Annotated in this window: 18 protein-coding genes; 2 read left to right on the top strand and 16 right to left on the bottom strand. The window is 29.7% G+C overall.

The window, feature by feature from the left end; all coding sequences use genetic code 11:
• Positions 1-12: 12 nt before the first annotated feature.
• The 3 genes from RBH29_RS13430 to RBH29_RS13420 all read right to left on the bottom strand — a co-directional run bounded on the left by RBH29_RS13430 (position 13) and on the right by RBH29_RS13420 (position 2,101).
• Positions 13-237 carry a hypothetical protein gene (locus tag RBH29_RS13430; RefSeq protein ID WP_306697435.1) on the bottom strand — a complete coding sequence of 75 codons (225 nt, stop codon included), beginning with the start codon at positions 235-237 and terminating at the stop codon, positions 13-15.
• Positions 238-1,416 (bottom strand): ArsA family ATPase, encoded by a 1,179-nt coding sequence (locus RBH29_RS13425; protein ID WP_306697434.1) that lies wholly within the window; start codon positions 1,414-1,416, stop codon positions 238-240.
• Positions 1,417-1,600: 184 nt separating this feature from the next.
• Positions 1,601-2,101 carry a MarR family winged helix-turn-helix transcriptional regulator gene (locus RBH29_RS13420; protein ID WP_306697433.1) on the bottom strand — a complete coding sequence of 167 codons (501 nt, stop codon included), beginning with the start codon at positions 2,099-2,101 and terminating at the stop codon, positions 1,601-1,603.
• Positions 2,102-2,383: 282 nt separating this feature from the next.
• Here RBH29_RS13420 and RBH29_RS13415 point away from each other — a divergent pair, with 282 nt between their 5' ends.
• Both RBH29_RS13415 and RBH29_RS13410 read left to right on the top strand, forming a co-directional pair.
• Positions 2,384-3,145: a PRC-barrel domain-containing protein gene (locus RBH29_RS13415; protein WP_306697432.1), complete on the top strand. Its 762-nt coding sequence runs from the start codon at positions 2,384-2,386 to the stop codon at positions 3,143-3,145.
• Positions 3,146-3,329: 184 nt separating this feature from the next.
• Positions 3,330-3,566 (top strand): hypothetical protein, encoded by a 237-nt coding sequence (locus RBH29_RS13410; protein ID WP_306697431.1) that lies wholly within the window; start codon positions 3,330-3,332, stop codon positions 3,564-3,566.
• 49 nt (positions 3,567-3,615) lie between these two features.
• On the opposite strand, the gene RBH29_RS13405 is transcribed toward RBH29_RS13410, so the two are convergent.
• The 13 genes from RBH29_RS13405 to RBH29_RS13345 form a co-directional block, all read right to left on the bottom strand.
• A complete protein-coding gene (locus RBH29_RS13405) occupies positions 3,616-3,921 on the bottom strand; it encodes a hypothetical protein (RefSeq protein WP_306697430.1) in 306 nt (101 codons plus the stop codon).
• A 325-nt stretch (positions 3,922-4,246) separates the two neighbouring features.
• Positions 4,247-4,936 carry an ABC transporter ATP-binding protein gene (locus tag RBH29_RS13400; RefSeq protein ID WP_306697429.1) on the bottom strand — a complete coding sequence of 230 codons (690 nt, stop codon included), beginning with the start codon at positions 4,934-4,936 and terminating at the stop codon, positions 4,247-4,249.
• Positions 4,929-6,083, bottom strand: a complete 1,155-nt coding sequence (locus RBH29_RS13395; protein WP_306697428.1) for an ABC transporter permease — start codon at positions 6,081-6,083, stop codon at positions 4,929-4,931. Before RBH29_RS13395 ends, RBH29_RS13400 begins: the two co-directional genes overlap by 8 nt.
• On the bottom strand, positions 6,080-6,736 hold the full coding sequence (locus tag RBH29_RS13390; RefSeq protein ID WP_306697427.1) for a cobalamin B12-binding domain-containing protein: 657 nt from the start codon (positions 6,734-6,736) through the stop codon (positions 6,080-6,082). The genes RBH29_RS13395 and RBH29_RS13390 overlap by 4 nt, the downstream gene beginning before the upstream one ends.
• A 312-nt stretch (positions 6,737-7,048) precedes the next feature.
• The gene (locus RBH29_RS13385; RefSeq protein WP_306697426.1) at positions 7,049-9,745 is read right to left on the bottom strand and encodes a hypothetical protein; all 2,697 of its coding nucleotides are present in this window, start codon (positions 9,743-9,745) and stop codon (positions 7,049-7,051) included.
• Positions 9,746-9,973: 228 nt separating this feature from the next.
• Entirely contained in the window at positions 9,974-10,948 is a 975-nt protein-coding gene (locus tag RBH29_RS13380) for a WYL domain-containing protein (RefSeq protein ID WP_306697425.1), read from the bottom strand.
• Positions 10,932-12,236 (bottom strand): WCX domain-containing protein, encoded by a 1,305-nt coding sequence (locus RBH29_RS13375; RefSeq protein ID WP_306697424.1) that lies wholly within the window; start codon positions 12,234-12,236, stop codon positions 10,932-10,934. Before RBH29_RS13375 ends, RBH29_RS13380 begins: the two co-directional genes overlap by 17 nt.
• A gap of 249 nt (positions 12,237-12,485) precedes the next feature.
• On the bottom strand, positions 12,486-12,629 hold the full coding sequence (locus RBH29_RS13370) for a hypothetical protein (protein ID WP_306697423.1): 144 nt from the start codon (positions 12,627-12,629) through the stop codon (positions 12,486-12,488).
• Positions 12,630-12,644: 15 nt separating this feature from the next.
• Positions 12,645-13,259: an accessory gene regulator B family protein gene (locus RBH29_RS13365; protein ID WP_306697422.1), complete on the bottom strand. Its 615-nt coding sequence runs from the start codon at positions 13,257-13,259 to the stop codon at positions 12,645-12,647.
• Between the two features lie 588 nt (positions 13,260-13,847).
• A complete protein-coding gene (locus RBH29_RS13360; protein WP_306697421.1) occupies positions 13,848-15,860 on the bottom strand; it encodes a tetratricopeptide repeat protein in 2,013 nt (670 codons plus the stop codon).
• Positions 15,861-15,961: 101 nt separating this feature from the next.
• The gene (locus tag RBH29_RS13355) at positions 15,962-17,437 is read right to left on the bottom strand and encodes a hypothetical protein (protein WP_306697420.1); all 1,476 of its coding nucleotides are present in this window, start codon (positions 17,435-17,437) and stop codon (positions 15,962-15,964) included.
• Between the two features lie 105 nt (positions 17,438-17,542).
• Positions 17,543-20,332: a hypothetical protein gene (locus RBH29_RS13350; protein ID WP_306697419.1), complete on the bottom strand. Its 2,790-nt coding sequence runs from the start codon at positions 20,330-20,332 to the stop codon at positions 17,543-17,545.
• 1 nt (position 20,333) lies between these two features.
• Positions 20,334-24,041: a hypothetical protein gene (locus tag RBH29_RS13345; protein ID WP_306697418.1), complete on the bottom strand. Its 3,708-nt coding sequence runs from the start codon at positions 24,039-24,041 to the stop codon at positions 20,334-20,336.
• Between the last annotated feature and the right edge of the window lie 286 nt (positions 24,042-24,327).

Here is a 24,327-nt window from a genome sequence, read left to right as displayed (position 1 = left end):
TAACCCTCCTTGCTATTTAAAATCTACATCTACTTTTTTTGTTTGCTTTTTCTCTGATTGTTCTTCTTTTACAGAATACTCTGAAATCATTTCTAAAGCAAAATCTTTCATGAAACACAAAGCTTCTTTTTCTAGGTTTTCCACTTTGCTTTTCATAGAATCTGGTAGTATTTCTTTTATTGCCTGGTATTTTAAAAGTTCTGCCTTAATCATTTTTTTCATAAATTCTTTATTCATTTAACTCACCTTCTCTTCAAAATAAATACATAAATGATCATCAACAAACTTTGCCTTGCTTATAAAATACTTTTTCATTACATCAGGCACTGGTATGCTTCTTTTAAAGTTTCCAAGCCTTATTATTATATCCGTGTCCGACTGGTACATATCTAGTTTAGACTTATCAGTAAAAGGTATGTATACCTCAAGTTTATAGCCCTTACCTTCCTTTTCAAATCTTTCGTCAGATTTTTGTTTAAGAACTTTAAAAATGTTTTTATCCTGTAAAGAGTCATTTATAATTCTCTCAAGTCCATCTAACCCCACAACATCAACCTCATACCATTTGATGTTGTAAATTGGCATATTCCCAAAAATAGCTTGAATCTCTTTCATATATTTCTTTTGTATTGCCTTCCACTCTTTGAAAAAATGATTGTCAACACTTTCAGGTATAACTCTATTTATATAAACTCCATCAACGTTAAAACCATATAAATTAAGATACATATAGTTTCTCTTTGTCTCTTCCACTATCATTTTTTCAGGTATGGTTACAAGTCGTATGCTGCATATTTCATTGTCTTTAAATAGTTGTTGAAGCTGTAAAAGCTTCAAATACAGTTTTTCAATATCATTGAGTGTATCCTTATCTGGAAGTTCAATCTTAAAAAATGCCTTTCCCACAGGTCTAAAAACCTTCATGGCTATTCTTCCAACTGGAAAAAAGTTTTCCATATACCAAGACAAAAGTTCCGGAAATTTGAGTAATGAAAGGGTTTCACCTGTAGGCGCACAGTCAACAATTATAATGTCATAGATATTTTTATCGTAGAGTTCTTTTATTTTTAGCAAACTAAAAAGTTCTTCCATGCCAGGAAATACTACTATGTCTTCAAAAGTTTCAGCATCTTTTTCGTTATCAAATTTAATCATATTAGAAATTGACTTTTGTATAGTTCCATAACTGTTTTCCATTTCATAATTAGCGTCAATTTCTAATGCCCAGAGCTTAGGACTTATTTCTGTAGGTTCTTTGTGAATATCTTTTACAAAAATATCACTTAAGTTATGAGCCATATCTGTTGAAACTATAAGCGTATTCATACCCTCTTTTGAAGATTTAAGTGCATGTGCTGCTGCCGCGCTTGTCTTTCCAACTCCTCCTTTACCTGTAAAAACAATTATTCTTCCCATAATAACCTTCCTTCCTTTCATTCTTTTAGTGAATAGTTCTTAAAACGAAGTATTTGTTCTAATAATAACTCAGATTTCTGAGTTATGGAATGCCTTAGAAATAACGCCCTATTCTCAAGAACAAAATCCCGATTACTTAACGAATTTTGGACTATGAAAATTGAATATCATTTCTTAGCCATTACTATTCAATAGTAATTTTTTTAACCTTTTTCTCCTCTTTGTCTCCAGAGCCCTCTGTTTTTTTAGCTTCACTAAGCACAGCCTTTACTTTTAAAAATATATTAAAAGCTGTTGCTATTTCATTTTCGGTAAGGGATAAGTACACCTTGTTTAAATAGAATTCCCAAAGTTTCATTTCCTCTTTAATGTGAGTCCATGCCTTTTGTGTAAGAGTTATTTGAACTATTCTTCTATCCTCACTGCTTCTTATTCTCTCCACCATTTCTTTATTTTCAAGCCTGTTTATAACGCCAGTCCCAGTATTCAAAGGTGCATTTATATATTCACAAATTTGAGTCATATTTGCTTTTTTATATCTATAAAGAAAAAGCAAAACCAGCATCTCATTTTTTGAATAATCAAAAAAACCTTCACTCCACTTTTCAGGAAAAAACATAAACTTAAATTCATCCATAAAGTAAAATATAAAGCTATTCAAATCTAAATTTTTATTTTCTTCCATCTCTTTCCTCCAAATTAATTCGTGTAGAGAACTATAATTTAATTCTACCACCGAAGTATTTCTTTGTCAATAGATTAAATTATGCTTTTTAATTCAAAAACCCTTTCTTAATACATTTACATTGTCTAATTTACATTGATTAATAATTTTCAAATTAAATGTTTATATATTTCTATGTGAGGTAAGAAAAAAGCAAGGTCGATTTTTAAATTTAATATAAGCTTGATAGCTTTAAAATATTGATTATATTTTTAACAAATAACAAAACTAAGGAGTGATAGAATGTTATTAAGAAGTTTAAAAGAAATGATAGGATACAAAATATCCGCTAAGGATGGTGAAATAGGAAAAGTTAATGACTTCTATTTTGATGATCGAAAATGGGTTGTTAGATATCTTGTTGATAAGACAGGCTTCTGGCTTTTTGGGCGTCAGATACTTATATCACCTTCATCATTTGAAAAACCTAACTGGAGTGGTGAACAATTTCATGTTTCATTGACAATAGAACAGGTTGAAAATAGTCCTCCAATAGATTCACAAAAACCTGTCTCAAGGGAAAATGAGGATAAAATTGCAAAATATTATTCTTGGCCTAATTATTGGAATGGACTAGGTGTTCCACTAGGAACTGCTTATGCACCCCCTAGTCAACAGCCCCTTATTTTTAAAGAAACAAATAGAAATATCTCTCAGGATAATGAATTAAAAGATGAAGGTCTTAGGAGCACGGTGGAGGTTACAGGATATGAAGTTTCAACCATTGATGGCAATTTAGGATATGTTGAAGACTTTATAGTGGATGATGAAAGCTGGTTAATCCGATACATGGTACTAGATACCAAAAAAAATCTAGACGGTAAAAAAGTTCTTATTGCTCCAGAATGGATTAACTTTATAAGCTGGAACCAAAAAAAGTTTTCAGTAAATATACCGAAAGAAAGTATTCAAAAGTGTCCTGATTTTGACGTATCTTTGCCTATAAGCAGAGAATATGAAGAGTTACTTTATAACCACTATGGCTGCGAAAAGTATTGGGAATAAAAGATTTTAAGCTTTACATTTTATTACTACAAATACAATGCATAAGTCTTTTTTAATGCACTATATTTAGTGAACTCGTTTAGCTAAAGCTAAACATCGAGGCTTCAGGTGGAGACTCAATTCCACCTGAATATTTATTATAGATTTAAAAGCAAATAATTTACATTATATTCTTATTTCAGGAATGAATAGTGATTGTTTTTTTATAGATAACATTACTGGTTTTGGAAATTTTCTATATGTTGCAACGTATTATAATGATAATAACCACATAATAAGTATTAATTTGAAAACATATGATACTACAATTCTTACTAATGGACTTAATCGTGTATGGAAGTTATGTACTGATGGAGAAACACTATATGCTTATGACTCAACAAACCGCGGGAGAATTACAGTAATTGACTTAAAAAATTAAACAGTTTAAATAATAGTAGGTCTTGTGGATAATTTGGCATTCCTTATAATTAGAGATTTGACGCTTTATCACTGTCTTCATCCATTACTTTTGCAACTTTCTTGAATTTGCCTTCTACTTTGGCAATCCTGAATTCGTGCTTGTCGAGTTCAGCTTTCCCAACTTGGTTAGAATGTTCAATAGCTTTAACAACATGGTAAATTTCATCTTGACGAGTTTTAAGCCCTGTTACATCACCCTTAAGCCTTGTTACATCATCCTTAAGCCCTGTTACATCATCCTTAAGCCCTGTTACATCATCCTTAAGCCCTGAAAGTTGCTCTAAAACTAATTTTTGAAATTCTTCGTTCTTCATATATTTTTCCTTTCAATTTTATTCTTGTATTCTTGTTCTAATTATATCATTATACAATTAATTTTTGAAGGGATATTTTTAATAATCTAAAGCAAAATACCTAGAAAAATGCCCTGAAAGGAATCCATGACTATCTCATCCTTTAATACTATCCTAAAAAAACCCCAAACTATTAATTGGGAAACAGTATCTGCTTATTTATCAAGTGAAAGCCTATACTATTATGTAGATGCCATAGTAGACTACAGACAAGATTATGATTGGTTACTATGATGAAACTAGAAGACGGCTCTTCTCAAAAAGAACCGTCTCTATTTCCCTACTGCTATCTTATTATGTCCATGCTGATTTTACCATCCTTAATTTCGATAATTCTATCTGTCATTTCAGCTACTTTTTTATCATGTGTAACAATAATAAATGTAGTTTTATACTTTTTATTTATATCTCTTAAAAGGTTATAAACTATTTCTGTTGACTCAGAATCAAGATTTCCTGTTGGCTCATCTGCTAATATTAATGGTGGATTATTAATAAGCGCCCTTGCAATTGCTGCACGTTGTTGTTGACCTCCTGACATATTTACAGCAAGATTATTTTTCACTTTTGATATTCCCACCAATTCCATTAACTCCTCTGCCCTTTTTCTTATTTCATCTGAAACTTTCCCATTATTTCGTATCATATATGGAATAAGGACATTTTCTAGTGCAGTAAATTCAGGCAGTAAATGATGAAATTGAAATATAAAACCTATTGTTTGGTTTCTTAATTGAGCCAATTGATTTTTATTCATTTTTACTGTTAGATTGTTATTTATATATACATCTCCAGTACTTGGCTTGTCTAAAGTTCCTAAAATATTTAAAAGAGTACTTTTACCACTTCCCGAAGATCCAATAATTGAATTAAACGATCCTGCTTCAACACTTAAATTTATATCAAATAGTACCTGTGTTTTTATAACTTTCCCATAAATTTTATTTACATTTTTAATATCTATTATTTTATCCATTTCTTATCACCTCAATTGGATTTAATTTTGACGTATTCTTTGCAGGGATTAGTGATGCTATAACAGAAGCTACCACTGCAATAACTGCCGATAAAACAATAAATGAATAGTCTATCCTCAAGTTTACAACTGGTGTACCATCTGGGTTAACTGCAAATTTAGTAAACATAAATGATAATCCCAGCCCTAAAGAAATTCCAACAAATGCACCTATAATACCAAGAATCAACCCTTGGTATATAAATATCATACTTGAGCTTTTATCATTTATACCCATAGCCTTTAATATCCCAATCTGTTTTGACCTTTGTACAACAGAAATTGCCAAAACACTTGCAATAGCAAGCAGTACAGAAATCATTACAAAAACCTGTATCATTATACTAGAAATGCTTTGCCCTCTAAGTCCACTTAAAAGCTGCTCATTTTGTTCTTTCCAGTTTTGAATTTTTAGTTGTGGATTTAAAATTTTCTCAATATCATCAGCTATTATACCTGCTTCAAAAACATTATTAACCTGAATTTCTATAGAAGTAACAGAATTATCATAGTCAAAAATATTTTGAGATGTTTGAAGATTTGTAATAATCCATAATTTATTAATACTTGAAACCTTCAAGTCATATAGACCAGTAATTTTTAATTCTACAATTTCTCTTTTTGGAGTAATAATTTCTATATTATCTCCAACAGAGATGTCAAGTTCTAATGCAAGATCCTTACCTATAATAACTTCACCTTCTGAATCTGGAATACTGCCATCTATAAGATTGTCTTTTATGCTGTATATATCATTCATTTCTTCTGGCAAAAAACCACGTACCAAAACCGACTCTGTCTTGTCATTATAATTAATAAAACCTGGTGAATCGGCTGAAACAGATACAGCTTTAGTATCAAATGAAGATTCCCTGATTTTTTTTACTATACCAGTCCAGTCTTCTATTAAATCATCATCCTTTGGTTCAATTGTAATATGTGGCGAATTTCCAACTGTAGTTTCAACTAAATCTTTTTGAAGTCCCTGAATTAGTGAACCTAAAAACACCTGAACAGATACCCCTATTGATATTCCTATAAATATTAAAATCGTCTGACTTAAATTAGACTTTAAAAATCTTACGGCTATTTTAAAAGGTAACCTCATTTCAACTCCCCCTCTGCAACTTTTCTAATGTCCTCAAATGTTTGCATCAAATAGTCAGCACCCATCTCTTTGTGTATATTTTCTTTATTTTTAAAAGCATTGCCACCAACAGCAATTTTAGTCTTATTATTGGCTTTTTCTTTTAAAAGTTCTATTGTCTTTTTAGCTGAAATTAAGTTATAGTAATTTGTAACACTAATTGATACAAGGCAGGGGTTTATAGAATCTACTACAGACAAAAACTCTGTCTTTGGTGTACTTCCTCCAACAAAAACAGTATCATATCCACATAGTGTAAAAAAGTCTGCAATAATTCTTGCACCAACTTCATGATATTCTCCATCCGGACAAACAACTACTACTTTTTGATTCTTTTTAAGTACACCCTTAGCATCTCTTTCATCTATTACGTAGGGAAAAGCACATTCTATTATTGTTCTTACAATAGATGTTCTAACATGTTCTTTCCAAATACATAGATTTTCCTCTCCAATTTCACAACCTATGCTATTTAATGTTGGCTCTAAAATCTTTGTATATAAGCCCACAACATCAATATCTTTGTCCTTTAATAGTTTTAATGCAAAAAATACACATTTTTCTTTGTCTTCTTTTTTAAGATACTTGTTAAATTCTTCGATGTTATTTTTCATTTATGCAAACCTCCCAAGATACTTATTTGGCAATTGGCATTATTTCTATCAATATATACCCATTCTAGTTTTTAGATAATCATAGAAAAAAATTGTATGACATTAATATCGTCATATTTTTGATAATCTTGTATTAGTTTATTAAGATTAGTTCACTAAGATTAGGGTATCATAAAATGTTAAGACAATTTATATTTAGCTTTTAACATTAATTTTTTTCGCTAAGAATTGACCTAATATTTAACTTTTTTAGATTTTGCTAAACATCGGCGTTTCAGGTAAAAATTCTAATTCAGTTTTATCTAAACGAGTTCACTTATTTTTCTTTCCATTAAGTCTCTTATTTGAACTCTTCTTTATAACTACACCTATTACAGATATAAACACTGCAAATAAGATAATATTAAACCAAATAGCCTGTGATTTAGAGCTATTAAATAATAATACGGGATTTCTAATAACATGAAATATTTTACTAAAGATATTTTCACCACTTATCCTGTCATAATTAATAAAAATGTCTCCTATATATGCTACAAAAGCAAATGGCACAATAGAAGCTGCTATATATTGCCCTATAGATATAAGCTTATTTCTATTATAATCATCCCATACTGTAATTTGCTGTTCTATTTCCTTGTAAAGGTTTTGAGTTTCAAGGGCATTCATCCATTTTTTATAAATCTGATTTTCCATTTCATAACCTGTAATCTGCCCAAACCAACCTTGAGTCACAAAGTCTAAAAACTGTTCTCTGAGAAGACTTAGTCCTTTGTTTTTACACAGAGCACATTCTGCTAAATCCTCTGAAAAATGCATTAGAGTTGTCCTTTGATGTAATGCAAACATATATATTTCAAAAAACTCAGTCATAAAGCTTTTTTTAAGTTTCTCGATGATTTCCTCCAAACCATCATTCCTATATTCATCCATAAGGTTATGTCTTTTTATGACAATACTCCCTCCATTTTTGCTAAATGAACATGAAGTATATTTGTTAAGACTTAAAGTAGTTACATTTTCTCTGTCACAATCAGATACAAATATCTCATTATCAATAACATTTCCAAATCTATATGATAAATTATCAGCTGAAGCAGTAAAAGGCTCTTCATTAAATGTATGCAAAAAAGTATAAAACAAAGGTGTTATCATTTCTCTTTGTTCTTTAAGTTTTTTAAGAATTTTTTTTGGAAGAATACTTTTTAATTTTCCCTCTATTACTTTTTTTAGAATCTTCTGCTTTAATCTTTTATTTTCCAGTAGCATCCTTTCTGCTTTTAGTGTATATTTCCCTTCTTTTAAATCATTTAGGTTTACAGAAAGATCAAGGGTTAAAAAAGCTGTACCATATGCAGTAATTGTAATTCTAATATTATTAAGTATATACTTTATTTGCGCATCTTCCTTATTATCTGTATCGTCTTTGAAAAAATCAATTGCTTTATCTACATTTGGTTTTATATATTTATAATGCTGAACTCTTCTTTTATCATTTACATCCATATAATACTCAGTAAAATATTGGTAAAACTTCTTACTAGCTCCTTCTAGTGTATCTTTTTTATACTCTTTACAATCCCCTGATTCTTCTAAAGTTTTTTCCTTTTGATTTTGACTATCATTGCAGTCCCAAAAATCTTTAAATATTTCTTCACTTTGTTTAAGCTTATCTTTATAACTTATGGATTTATTGTTATCTTTTGAAAAAAGGTTAAAGGGTATTACAACTTTTAACTCAAATTCATTAACTACAGGATATAAATATTGAGCAAAACATTCTTGCATTTGTCTGTAATTTAATAGGCTTTTCGCAGTAGGTCCTTGCAATATTGTGTAGTCATAATTGTTGCCATCAAACCAAGGGTCATCATTTATGCACCATATCTGGTTTTCATATCCTGGTCGTTTGCTTGAGTTCTTCCTCCCATTGCCTTCTTTTTTCTCGTTATCGTTACATTGTAATTCTCCTCTTAATTCCTGCTCTTTTAATTCAAAATACTTGCAAATACCTTTTAAGTTTACTTCACCGTCATTTCTTACAGATATTATTACATCTTTCTTGTACTTATCTTTTGACTTTACAGGAATAAAGGTTAGTACATATCCCTGACATGATGATGAAGTTTTGTCTACTCTTGCATACTCTTTATGCATGATACAATCGGGGATTTGTTTCCATATAAGTGCATCTACTTCAATTGTTTTTTTATCATCACTTTTTAATGGCAATGCTACACATTTTTTTATACAAATATCTGGGTTATCACGTTCTTTCTTATATTTTTCATAATCTTTTTGAATGCATTTTATTTCTTCTTTAAAGAATTCCTCATAGATAGAAAAAAGCTTATCTTTACTTTTTACATCAAAGGTAATTTCACCATATAGATCATTTTCAATAGCTTCATTTATTTTTTCCAACAAAAGCAAGCCTTTTCTTACAACATTGTTAAACAGTTCAATTCTTCCTTTTGTCGATTTATTTTCACTTTTTTCTATTATGTAAGAGAATTTTAATACATTAATGGGTTCTTCTAAAAAATTCAAATCAGTTCTATGCTTACCTTGATCATTTTCACCAGCATATTTTATAAGGAGTTGTGATATTTTAGGAATTTTTTTGTATTCATTATAATAGATCACTAAAAACAAGCTACTTATGGCATCAAAATCAGGTTCATCATGAAGAATTATATTTACTTTCTCACAATCTGCTATATGTTTAAAATACTCTGGGTATAAAAAAACCAATTGAGCGGCACAGGTAACCTTTTCTTCCACATTGTCTTTTGTAATAGTGTTTAGGTGATGGTGGTCAATTACACCTTCTTCTAGCCTATTGCCTAAATCTAAAAACAGTGTAGAGGACTTATTATAATTTCTTCCCTTGCTAGTTATAAATTCACCGCCACTACTATAGACCACCGTCCCCTTAGGTTCATAATTTAAGATGTATTTACCACTTTCTAAATATGAAACCATTTTACAATTATTGTTTTCACTCATATGCTTGTCTCTCCCCCTTTAAGTCAGATTCTAAGGCCTGATTTATTGTTTCACCTCTTAAATTATTTTATTAAAATCGTCTATGCCTACAGGCTGTCTTTTCACACTATCACCCTTTATTTATAATTCGCTGATTATATTATACCCCTATATTAGTATAATTTGCAATTTAATTATGGTACATACTCAAATACACGTTTAATAAAAACTACCTACATACTACTAAACCTAAGAATCTATTCTCTCAAGTATATCAATGAGTTTTTGTGTTTCATTTATTATCTCATCTCTTAAAAACTTTGGAGACAATACCCTTGCTGATGAGCCAAGTCTCATTATAAAAGTCTTAAAATTTTCTATATCGCTGATAACTCCTTTGAAAAGTATTTTATCATTTCCTACTTCTACAAGGGCTCCTTTGTTAGTAAGTTCACTCCTTACTTTTTTTAAAACTGCTTCATAGCAATCAAACTCTACTTTAACTTCAACCATGTCATCGCTCAAAATTTTCAAAGCCCATTCCCTGTTTACAGGCACATCTCTTGTAAAAGTTTTAGGCATAATTTTTATAGAATTAAGACTTGATACCAAAAGAACTTTTGAGTTGTCATTTTCATCCTGAGCAATCAAAAACCACTCTCCATTTAAGTCATTTCTTATAAATCCATGAGGTTTTAAAAGGTAATTATCTGTAGTATTAAGAAGTGATGCTTTAATATAATGTCTCTCTTGCACTGCTCTTTGTAGAATATTCATATTCCCATTGTTCTCAACTGTTTTTTTAGGTATATCAAATACAACTACTGTTGAATTTGGACTTGGTGTTGCTTTATCTAAAATAGAAGAATAGTCTTCATCATTTACTTGTATACTAGAGCATTCAATTACAGCAGTTAGGATTAATCTTTGTTCTTCTGTCAAAATACCCGCCGGAATTGCATCTAATTTATCACTTTCTACCTTCCACCTAACCTTATTTACACATTCACGTTTACTTATATCTTCAAATACACATCTATCCTTATACTCTTCTGAATAACAAAGAGTTATGTTTATCAAGGGATCGTCATAAACAGATTTTAATATTTTTATAACATAGGCAGAAGAAAAATCCAATCCTGCTGCTATTTCAGCTATAGTACATCCCTCATTAAAAAGTATATACTTTATAATGTTTATTACATCACTACAGTTTGTTCTCATCATGTGCCTCCTGATAATTCTCAATTGTTTTTAATGCCACTTCATACTGGAGATTTCTAAGATGTTCAGGTTCTAAAATCACTGCTTTTGATCCAAATCCTCTAATCCAGTGCATAAAATCAGAAACTCCATCTATCAAAACAGTTATCACACAAAATCCATCCTCATTACAAACAGTCTGTTCTTCAATAATATTATCTTCAAGCCTTGTTATAATGTTGTTTGTTATCTGTTTGTCAGAAGATAGTTTAAGCTTAATTTCTACTTTTCCTCCAAGTCCCATACCAAAACTCTCCACTATATCGTCATAGGCTTCAAGCTTTTGGCTTTGAATCCTTTTAAAAAGATTTATATCAGGTTTTATATTGTCCATTCTATTGACCTTTTCAATTCTATCAACCCTTATAAGGCTGTAGGGTCTTTTGCGTTTACGGGTTTTTACAACAAGATACCAGCATCCAAGGGAAACTCTGCATACAGTCAAAAGACAAAAATGTTTTAAGGGTTTATCCTTTCCCTTGGTCCATATTTCGGCAAAAGAACAGTTTTGACAAAGATTATCAAGTTCAAATAATAGTTCCTCTTGATTATGTGTCACGTCATTGTCTTTTCCATCGGTAAAAATTTTATAAGACAGTCCAACGTTGTCAAGAATATCACCTGTAGGATATTGATCATTTCCTGCAATGCTCCTTATAATGCCGTTTTCTAGTTTTTCCACAATTGTCTGAAGTTTGTTGTTAAATGGCAGTGGAGCAGTATTGGTTCTTATAAATTCAATTATTCTAACACATAGTTCTACAGGAATCCCTTCTTTATCAAACTGCTTTTCAGCCAAATAATATCCTCCTTCTTTTGGAGGTATACATTTATATAAAATCATTCCTTGATCCATCAAATTTTTCAAGTACTTTTTAAGGGTCTTTGTACATATCTTCGACTTTTCACAACCAAGATCATCCTTAGTTGGTCGGGTAAAAAAATCTTTAAGCTCTTTTTGGGTGCAAAAACCTTTTTCACTTATAAACCACAAAAGATTAAATTGACGTTTTTGACTCATTGAATATTTAATGTTTTTTATGGGTTTTACAGCTTCCCCTGCTAATTTGTATCGTCCCGATTTACAGAGAATTTTATGTCCCATATCCCTAAGATACTTTATGTCTCTTGCTGTTGTAGCAATTGAGATTCCGATTTTATCTGATATTTCAAGCTTTGTCGCTCCATTATTGCGTCTGATGAGATCTTTAATCTTTTCAAGACGCTCCTTTTTATTTTGACCTTTCATAGTCTCCCCCTATTTCAAGGTATAATTGATATATTTAATCATGAGTGACACTATTTGCGTCCTTAACATAATATAACATTTATTGTCCAATTTTATTTTATAGTAAATCATATTTCTTATCAAGAGTAAAAAAACAACCTCAAAGTATGGAAAAAGTACAAGTATTATATTTACTACTCATTATGTAATCTTTTTATCATAGTTTATGACCTTAAGCAACATCCTTTAATAAATTAGAAAAACTTAGTTTTAGTCATCTTTTTCTAGTAAACATTTAGGAACCTCTTCCTGAAAAATTCTAAAAGGCCAAGAAGCATATGTTGATACTGTTGCAACAAATACAGTAACAACAACTATTATATTAAATACTGCTATTTTCAACTTATTATTCATTTAACACACTCCCCTTTAACATTTAATTATATCTGATCCTTGGTTTTTATACCCACTTTTACATCTACAAAGCTTGTATCCAAGGGGTAAAAGTAATATCACTGTAACTATAGATGATAATACTAGAATGTTGCTTATAACACTTTCCATACTTTGAATTAACAATGCAACTACATGAAGCAGTATTGTTAAAATAATTGAAGCAATTTTTAATAGCTTTCGCTTTTTCTTTCTTATAATTGGCTTTTTAAGGGTATCTCCTGGGGCATATAATGACAATACAAAGATATTAATGATCATCAATATAACTATTACTTCAGTACTTATTGTAAGCATCGTTGAAAGATAAATTACTCCCCATATAATAATATTGTAAAAGACAAAGCATTCTAATCGGCTGTTGGCATGAGCTCCACCTGCTAATACCCTCATTGCTCCAAAACCTATTGTTGTTACAACCAAAAATTTAAAAACACCTAGCAAAAGGCTTATTGCAATACAAAATGTCCCTATTATAAGTTCAAAAATTATTATTCTCATTGCATATGTAACTAGTTCTTCTTTTTTGCTATCAAGATAAATATTTGACTTAATAATCTTAATAAATTGGTTAATTAGTTTGTTAATCATGACATCATCCTCCAGTTATATTACTGAGGATCGATCCATTTTTATCATTCACCGCGGGTTCGGTATGCTCTTTAGATTCCCAATACCGAGGAACTGTGATTTTTCAAACATGTAAATTAGGTTTCATCACCTCCAATCAATTAGTTTAAGTGAGCTCTTTATAAATATGGTACTATAATAGGGTGGAAAAAAATTTGATATTTTTTGATTCAGTTGTTTTATTTGAAATGATTTTTAGTTTATTAAGGATTGTTTTAAGATTTGATACATGTTTATAGATGGATTTAATACCTATTTCCTTGAATAAATATTCACAGTACATTTTCTTTACTAAGCAGTTTGGAATATCAAGATATATATACTTTCCCGATGTTGCCTTTATTGTCAAAATCCCCAGTAGATATAGATATTATGCTTATCGTAGCGGAACTACTTTGATTGCAGCTTCCGCCACGATATCATTGAATACATGTTTATAATACTTTATCTAGCTGGATTATTTAAAGCTTCTTTTACAATTTTAAGTTCTTCTTCATCATTTTGATTCTTTAGAGATATTTTTTTGGTATTTGATAAAAATTTATGTAGTTAATTCTGCTCAATTGTTTCATTTATGATAGATTTTATAGTACTTAGCATTTCCTTTTGTGAATCCTCCAGCAAATCATTATTTATCAAAGAAAAACAAGATGCAATATTCTCTGTATGTTCTTCAATAACACCTAATTTTTTTGCAGATACACATCCTATGTACATAACTTTAATTAAATCTTCCTGTAAATATTGTATTTTAGGTACTATTTCTATTAGAATGTTTATCGCGTTCTTTGATAATTCTAAAGCCTCTTTATAGCCTTCATTTGAATCCATTTCAAAGTAGAGTATTCCAAGGTTTATATATGCAGAAGCCAAATAATTTGGGTCAAAATTTACTTTTCCTTCTTTATACAACTTATTTAGCTCTTCCCTGATTTTTATACTGGCATCATAGTCTTCTATTGCCTTTTCTACCTCTTTCTTTGATTTGTAGGCGTTTCCTCTGTTCATATATACAGTAGCTAAATAATTTGGGTCAAAATTTATTTTTACTTCTTTATACAATTCTTTTAGCTCTTCCATGATTTTTATACTGGCATCATAGTCTTCTATTGCCTTTTCTACTTCTCTCTTTGAACTGTAGGCTACTCCTCTGTTCATATATACAGTAGCTAAATAATTTGGGTCAAAATTTACTTTTCCTTCTTTATACAATTCTTTTAGCTCTTCCATGATTTTTATACTGGCATCATAGTCTTCTATTGCCTTTTCTACTTCTCTCTTTGAACTGTAGGCGTTTCCTCTGTTCATATATGTCATAGCCAAATCATTTGGGTCAAAATTCACTTTTCCTTCTTTATACAATTCATTTAGCTTTTCCATGATTTTTATACTGGTATCATAGTCTTCTATTGCCTTTGCTTTTTCTCTCTTTATATAGTAGGCTAATCCTCTTTTCATATATGCAGTAGCCAAATCATTTGGGGTTTCAAGAGTCTCTTCATGTTGCATTTGTAAAAGTACTTGTATCAATGAGTCTAAGGTTTTAATATACCTTTCAACAATATACCCCTGTGGGTTATTATAAAAATTAATTACTTTTTTCAAAGTCACCTTTGCACCATTTAAATTTTTAGGTTTAACTATTCCTACTATATTTGCCGCAAGCCATGTCTCTCCGTCATAATCACTTTTAGCAATATTATCACCACTGTTAAGACCTTTTACAAATGCATTAAACATTTGTCTCAAATCTTCAATTATTTCTTTCTTCTTCTCATTATCAAAAAATAAAATATTCTCTCTCCACTCTTTATGAGAAATGCTTATAAGATTACCTCTAGCAGCAGCTCCACTTCTTTCAAAATCAATAAAGGATCTCATATCGTGAATTATTCCCATAAGTCTAAAGGTAATGGTCTCCTCCCCCATAAGATATGCCATTTCCTTTAATGATATATTTTCTCCTTCTTCTGCTAATGCTAGAATCATCATAAATCTTAAAACCTTATCATAATAAGCATTGCTGGATTTTTTAATGTTTTCAAAAAACACTCCTAAAAGTTTATTTTTATCTGCATTAATATCAATATTGCACTCATATAGTTTCTTATACGCATTTAAGTATATAAATCTATATTGAGCATCTTCTAAAATCTTTTCAACCTCAATCTCCAAACTTTTAATTTTTGCAAGCTTATCTTTATTTTCTTCATTATCCTTATTAATTTTTATTTCATTTTTCATTTCCTGATCATTTATTTTAAGAATATACTTTTTAGCATACTTTTTTATTATTTCTCTATAAGTAGGATTATGTCGGTCAAATTCATATTCTTCTGTTATTTTAAGCTTCTCAAGCCCTTCTGTGATGTATTTATTATGCTCAAGCTCCTTTTTTGTTCGGCTTGTTATAAGGAAAAACACTCCTTTTGGAAGATCTTTAGGCTCAGGTATAAAATCAAAAATAGATACTTTAGAATACTTTTCTTTATACTTCTCTTCATATAGACCAGTAATCTCAATTGTAGTTTTTACCTCATCAATTCCATCTAAAATAATCAATAGCTTTTCAACTTCATAAAAGTCTTTGATATAACCAAGAATCTTTGCAAATTTTATGATATCAGGTTTTGTTTCACAGATAAATTTTGAACAATACTGTTCTATCTCAGTTCCCTGAAACGCATTTGGAAGAAGTTTTTTTCACCCTCCTCCTTTTCTACCTTAGTTTCTAATTTACCTATAATTCCACCTTTAAAACTATCAATACGGGAATTGTATATAGAATTAAAATGCCATGCTCTAACCATTACCCCATGTATTCTATGCTTATCATTAGTATAAGAAGAACTCCCTAATTCATCAATTGCATCTGTAAAAACTGTTTTACCTGTTCCTCTTTCACCCCTAAAAATAAAAATACCTTTTTCATTTTCATTAAGGCATGATAAAAGCTTGTCGTGCATATGAGTTGGCTTTAAAATCTCCTTGTCAAACATTAATTTTTCAAACTTTTCTCTTTGGTGAGCATTTAAATTTGCATCCATTACATCGTCACAAGGAACAGCAGCAACATTCAATGCTTTATTAATGTTTTCAAGCCTTTGTGCTAGAGGATTGTTATATATTTTTTTACCGTGTGAGTAATTAAGGGCTTTTGCACATTTTTTGTTTTTATTAAATGAATCCATCACATATAATTTGCTTGCCTGATGTACAAGGTAAGGATCAAGCTCTACAAAGTCATTTGCATTTTCTTTAAGTTGAACTTTAAAGGATTTAATTTCATCAAAATTAATGTCAATGCTATTCCCTGAAAGCAAAAGGCTTTCATTTGTATAAAATCCTATTTTGTTGTAGCAGTCTTTACAAAGAGCCATAGTTTCTTTTAAAGCTTTTACTAACTTTTTAATTTCCTCCTGAAATATATTATCAATATCTTCTAGTGCAAGTGCGCCATGGCCTATAGTATCATTTCTCCAGTTGGTTATTTTATATGTATTAAATATACCTACTATTTTTTTAATGATTTTGATAAATTCAGCGTATATGTTTTTTGCATTTTGGGGCATGTCTTCTTCTACATTTAGTTTTGCAGCATGTTTTCCTATTTGCTCCCAGTCCCCTATTGCCAATGCTTTAGAAAGAACTGTATTTACAATATAAAATAAATCTTTATGTTTCTCTTTAAAACTATCAATATCAAACTTCTTTAATTCTTTGGCATTTTCAGACTGAGTTTTTGAATTATAATCCTCAGCATTATCCATATAAGCCTTTTCAGCAATTTCTCTTATCTTTTTTTCACAACCTTCTAAAATTACAAGTATAGGAAACTTTAAAGCAATTTCAAAAGCATCCTTTATTTGCATTATACTTCCATATGTTTCTCCGTTGCTTATCATATCATAAAGGCGTTTGTATTCATGAGCAATAACATATGGAAATTCTGTAAAAGCTTCTTTGTACCACATATCAGTATTTAATTCTACTTCTTTATACCAAGGAGTGTTGTTTTTATTTATTTCCGTTTCCCACTCTTCTCTTGACATAGCAATTTTACATAAAGGACACCTTAAAAAACCTGTCACTATTTCTTCAAGATCTTTTATTTCATGGTTTGAACAGTTAGTATTCATTAATTTTCCCCCTCACATTTATATACAATTAAACGTTTACTATTACAATTTATAGATATCTAAACCCTAATATCTCTTATATAGTCTTTTAAAAAACTATAAATACTAATTTTTCTTTTTTACTGAGTAAAATCCATCCACTTTATCAACAAAATCCTTGCGACTTTTTATTGTTTCAGTGTTAAATTTTAAGTTTTTAGGCTTAACTTCTCCATCAAATTTAACAAATTGTGTTTTATGCTTTAAAACCTCATCTTGTGGGTTAATTCCAGCAATAATATGTTGATACTGTAGCCATAAACTTTCATAAGTAAAAATAAAGCTCTCGTATAATAGGTCATTATTGATATTGACTAAATTGTGCTCTAATGCCTTGTTTCTAGTATTTATCATTAACTTAAAATGTAGTGTTGTATCCATATACTTTATAATATTAAAAGGGAAATCAAAGTAGTTAAATAAATCAACCCACTTAAAATACTGCTTAAATTTAGTATCTAAAAGTGCAGTATAAATAGACTGCTCATAATCTGATAGTCCCAGTTCATCCTTTGGCTTTTGAATGTATTTATTGTCTTTTCTTTGCATGTTTAGTCGAGCTATTCTTTTTATGAATGTCTCAACAGAAAGTGGCTGTTCATCATGTTCTTCTAACTCTATAACTCTTATCAAATCCTTTGCCATGCTGCTGGTATTTGTTAATGATAATTGATTAATTTCTTGTAAGTAATTCTTTGAGTAGTTTCCTGTATATTGTTTATCTTTTATAAATTCATCTGTATTAATATCATAAACTGTTGTGTTTTTAAAAACATCTAGCAAAAGGTTAAACTTCTTATTATAAGATGCTAAATCAGATGCCTCATCTGAGCTAAAATAACCAATATTAGTGTCTGATTCTTCAGATTGATTAATTATAATTTCTGAAAAAACAGAAGAAATAGCGAGCATTCCAAATATGTACTTTTTCAGAGCCTCCTTAAACTCACTATTTGAAGGGGATAACTCTTTTTTACTAATATCCTCAAAAACCATCTTAATAAAAGGATGAGTTATTTTAGGTAGATATTTATATGTCTCCATAATAAATACTAAAATCCTGTCATAGTAATCAAGATACATTTCAAGCTGACAATAATATAAATACATTTTTTTAGAATAATTAACATAATCCAATTTATCATGATTAATCCATAGATGCTTGTTATCCTCTTCAAACTTTTTGTGAAAAATCGCTGGCATTGGATACTGTCTATGAGGCCATTTCACTAGAGTATTAGCTTCTTTTAGCTTGCTACGGTCTGTCTCATTGATAATTGCTGAAATATATGAATTATTGAAAATTTCTTTTAATCCTATCAATGTACTGTTATCTGTTGCCTCAATCGCTTCAAGTAAATTAGAGAGAATTTTTATAGTATTCATTTCCCAAAGATTTATAAGCATAGGATTATCAATATAACGGTCAACTTGAACACCATGAGGAAATCCCCACGAAACCTTTAGCCAATACTCTACACTTTTCTCTTTAATGCTTATAACTTCTTTTTCATCTAATGTCTCTATAATATCCTTACCTAAAAGATTTTCATACATAGTCGGCTTGTTATTCACAATATTGTCAATAATGGATTGGTTGAAATGTGAAAACACCTTAGTAACCCATTCAAACATTTCATAAGAGTCAGAAAGCTTACTCACACCAAAAGAAGGATCACTTAGAGCCATATATGCATGTATATCTAATATTAATTCAGGATGTTCTTGATATAAAGAAAATGTGTTTTTATTTTCATCAAATAACTTTTGGGATATTTTCAAATTTAATATGTGATCAAATAGGTTTTTCTTATAATAATAGTCTTCTGGTTTGAAGAAAGGCAAATCATAAACACTGTATCTGCCATCTATCAATTCTAAGTATTTTTCATACTCATCATCACTTACTATAAAAATAACTTTGCTTTTGCGTAGACTGTTTTGCAACTTTTTAAATACCGATTGAGGAAGATTTCTAGTTTTTATTACCCATAAAATATCCTCTTTCTTTTTACCATACAACTGAGCTGTAAAAGTGTTGTATTTGAGTTCCGCTTTATCGTCGTCTATTATTTGGAAATTGTAATATTGAATTTGCATACCCTTGCTACAACAGTTAAAAAACGTCTCTGACAGCAATAGTAAAACACTTTGTTGCTCAAAAGAATTACTATTATCACGATGGCTCTTTAGAAAAACAGGTTCATTTAGATTTATCTGATTAAATTCAGACATATTTACAAAATCCTTGTACTTATCGATATATGGAAAATACTCAAATTCTTCTTCTTTATTATTATTAATAGTAGAATCGTCAGTAATTTTATTGAAAAAATTATACTTTAAGTTTATCCAAGAAATATTATTCTGAAGCTTAATCAACATTTTATTTTTCAGGGATTCTGGCAATGATAAATCATTATGATAATCCTTTATATTAAAATCTGCCAGTAAGAGGTCTTTCTCATCTGTTCTTAATGCTCCAAGGTCACTTGAACTAGTTAAAAATGAAAAGTCAAATTCTTTCTCTTGAAGAAGCTTCCCTATTTTTTTGCCATAAGTAGGTACACAATTCCCTTCTTCTAATTTTTTCTTGTTTTTTGGCAAAGTAAGATCTACAATGAAATAATGATATGTGCTTCTATTTAGTTTTATATTTTTAATATAAGCAATAGCATCTTCATAGTTTGTTATCAATTTAATTTTAATGTCAAACAAGCGATAGATTTTTTCAGGTGCCTGAAACATTTCATTCCAAAAATCTATACCTTCATCCAATCTCTTTGACATAGCTTCTTGTCCAAAAATATCATCAATCCATATAATCTCAGCCCTCTTATTTGATGAAAAAGACATATTATCCCTCCCCCTTTAATACTTTACAAATATCAATATAAAACCTTAAGTTATTTATGTGCTTTTCAAGAAGTGCATCTTTATGATTAGTTGCATGAATCTCCAAATTGTTTTTAACCTCTTGAATCAATGAAAAATCTTCTAACTTTTCTTCTGTATTTTCATTTAGAAAATCAGTTGGTTTTCTAATTTTAATGTTATTATAAATATTTAATGACATAACTTTTGATCTAAGGCTTTTAATACGTTCACTATTGTATTTTGCTAAATCATGATTTAATGAAGATAAAATGCCATTGCTCTTTAAGCTTATCTTTCCATTGTAGTTATAAATTATATCGATACATTTTTTATAAATCTCTTCTTCGTGTTTTGGTAAAAATAGCACATTATACTTTAATCCAAATAATACTTCGTCTAAAATACTACATGAAAGACTTTTACCTGACTGCAAAATTAAAAGTGTTTTCACAATATCAGGATTTGATATTGCTTCTCTTTCTTCATCTTCTTCTATATATATCTCTGATTTGTGCCATATTTGAAATACCTTTTTTAATTCATCTAATTCCATTACTTTCATGTAATATAATGGCTCAACATTCCCACTTGTAAGCTTTTTTATATTACAATTTAATTCAGACAATGAAGACCATTCACTTATTTCAATAGATTGTGGCAATATCGTATTACCTTTTTCTTTTACCGTATCCACCTCTAAAGGTTTTAAAAAATTCTCTATTTCAGGATAGTCTTTAAATAATTGCTCGATTGACTTAACATTGCTTGGTAAATAAACATGTCCTGATTTTATATCACTTAAATCTGTACTTATACTACCTTCAAATCCTCTCTCATTTAAACTTTCCAATAATTGTGTGGATTCTTCATTAGATAAGACAAATGTAACACCATTTTCATTAGCATCCATAAAAGCCTTTATAGCTTTCATACCATATGTGCGTTTAGGGTCACCATTTTTGTGTTTTGGAACATTTATATCTGCAAATAGCACTTTAGCTCCATAAATGTATGGCTTTAAGTCCTCTGTATTTGCATGGTGAATAAAAGTTTTTGGAAAGTGAGTAGATAAAAATGCACATGATGATTCAAAATTTGCTTCCTCATCTTCTAAATAAATTATTTCATATACAGTTTTTTTGTTAGAAACAACTTCATCTTCTGCAAAAAGTGTCTGTTCTTCCCTAAGTTTTATTGGCATAGTTAATGATGTTAGAATTTTATTTTTTGCAATCATACAGTACTTAATTTTAGCATCTTCACCAAATCTACTTAATAACTGTCTCCTTGATGATCCAACACCTACCCCTGTTGATCCACTTTTATTATGATTTAAAGCTACGATATCTTCTGTAGTATTCATGTCATCTAACCGCTCTTTTGTTATTGGATTGCATGAATTAACCACTTGAATGTTTAATATTCCCGAGTCCCCTTCAATATTACCTAAATTCATCTGCATAGAAAAAAACTTATCATTTGTTGTTTCCGCTTCTTCTACTGCATTTTTTATAATTACATGAAACGCTTCTTGAAGGGTTATTTCATCTATTAGTATTTCAAAGTTAGGTAAATAACTCTCATAAATGTTAGCATTGATAAGTATTTCACCATTTTTTCCTTTTACGCAATAGCTAGAAACTGATTCTTGTATAGCTACTCTTACAACCTCATCCCAAGATTTACCACTATCAAAGTCAAAAGTATTTTCTACAAGTGTACTTAAAAATTGTTTCATACGTTCCTCATGAGTGTTTTGATTAAAATAAATACGTTTTAATTCTAGTGAATCGCCCTTTATTTTTCTGCTAAAATCTCTTATAACCCTGTCAAGTTCTGATTTTACATATGTATCATTAATACGTCCCTTTATACCATGCATAGCCACTTTTAATTGATTTGATATAAAGTTTTTTTGATTTTCACGCTCCATTTTAATTAATTCCGCTGCTTCTGTTTTCTGACGCACAATCAATTTAAGTGCTGTTTTTAAACCTTCTTTTTCAGAATTAATTTCCATAATATTTTTTTGAATGTCTTGGTTAACTATAATCACCATAGTAAAAGCATGTTTTTGATCAATTTTTATGCCATTTTTCATTTTTGCTTTTGCAGGATCATAAGAAATAAAGACCACTTTAGAATTTCGGGTATCCACCTTTTCTATAAATTTACATATGTTTTTGTCTTTGTTATATACTTCCTTCCAGTATTTTTTTTGAAAATAGTTTAAAGTAGGCATGTTTTCTAAATCTACATTCTTTATGTACATATAGCAAATACCATCTTCACTTGTAAAGCACTCTTTCTCTAACTCTAAAAGCTGTCTTTTTTTTGCTTTATGACTTATCAAATTATATATCATAAAATCAACACAGGAAGCTTCGTTTTCTTGAAAAGCATGGAGTTTATTCCTAACCCCATGATCTAATTTTGCACGTTCTTTTCTATCTAATTTCCATTGGTTAAAAATAATGTGTTTTTTTGTGTAGTCAATATCAAAATCTTTTATATTACAACTAAACCTATCCCACTCATAGACATAATTATCTTGTGCTTTTATTTCCTCATTCTCAGATATACTTTTTTTAAACAACATTGCCTCACAAGCACATATAGTAACTGAGTCGTTCTCAGAATATTCACCATTTTCGCGTTTATCAATTAAAGCAGAGTCTTTAAAAATAAAACACCTGTCAAATGGATAAGTTTGAACATTTTTAACCCCATCAATTTTAGCTGCCAGAATCTGCTCTACAAAAGTTCTTGAAAACGCAAAAGAATCTGCTTCCTTATTTAATTCGTCTTGGCGGTCTGTAATGCTTTTTAGCCCATCAGTGTACCAATACCTCGATATTAGTGATGATTCACCTATAGAATCACGAATGTTTTTTTCAAGTTCTTTTTGGTGTAACAACAAAGAGTAACTTCTAAAAAAGCTTGCTAGTGTTTCATATTCAAAATTATAAACATCACTTGTATTACTAAAAAAACCTACAGATATATCAAATACATTCTCTAAGTCGCATATGCTCTCATCAATAAAAAAAGCATTAACTGGCTTAAATGCAATCATTACTAAACAGTCTCTATTTGTAGCATATAGTATTCCTGGATATGCTTCAAACCCATAAAGCTCTAGCTCTTTCCCCGACAAACAGCTTCTATGGGCATAATCATTTATAAAATTCTTAAGGAGGGATTTTGTATATGTATCTACCTGCGTGTATTTACTCATATCATGATGATCAAGATTTTCATTACAGATTGGTAAATCGCATTGATAAAAATAATCAAAAATTATACTAACTAATTTTCTTGCATGCTCTTTTTCTAAAGGATAATCATATTGAAAATTTGGCAAAGCAAAACGCCCTGCTTCATTAAAAACACTTCTGTTTGATTGTGTACTATGGTTAATATCTATTCTACGAGCTAAAAACTTATCTTTGTGCAAACCAAATTCAACCAAACTAAGTAGCGAAAAACCTGATAACTTTTTACTATAATGTTTTCCAATCTCATTTATAAAGAAACTCATCCAGCTAATCTCTGGTGGCTCTCCACTTTTTTCAAACTTTCTGTAACCCTCTATTGCTGACACATATACCTGTTCTGGCAAATACTTTGCCATATCCAGCAATTTTGCTTCCCTTTTCTTCGTAATAAGGTCAAACTCTTTAAACAAAAAAACCCCTCCCCATTTACATTCTTTAAGTACTTTTTAATTGATTTCTCTGGTTAACTCTTGCAATTTACCAGTAAATACTTTTTTAATGTTATACTATATACTTCAAAATTTATCATTATTCGAGATAATTATGTGAATATTAAGTATAATTTTACTATATACGCAACCACCTTAAAAGTAAAATTCAACAAATATTATACATTAATAATAAAAATTCGTATATAATCATATCCTGAAATGTACAGCAATTGACCTGAATTATTTTGTTTACGTAAAAAATGTA

Source organism: Herbivorax alkaliphila (assembly GCF_030848475.1).
Lineage (GTDB): Bacteria > Bacillota > Clostridia > Acetivibrionales > Acetivibrionaceae > Herbivorax.
The sequence above is the reverse complement of the archived record's forward strand: the minus strand, read 5'-3'. Positions and strand labels throughout refer to the sequence as shown.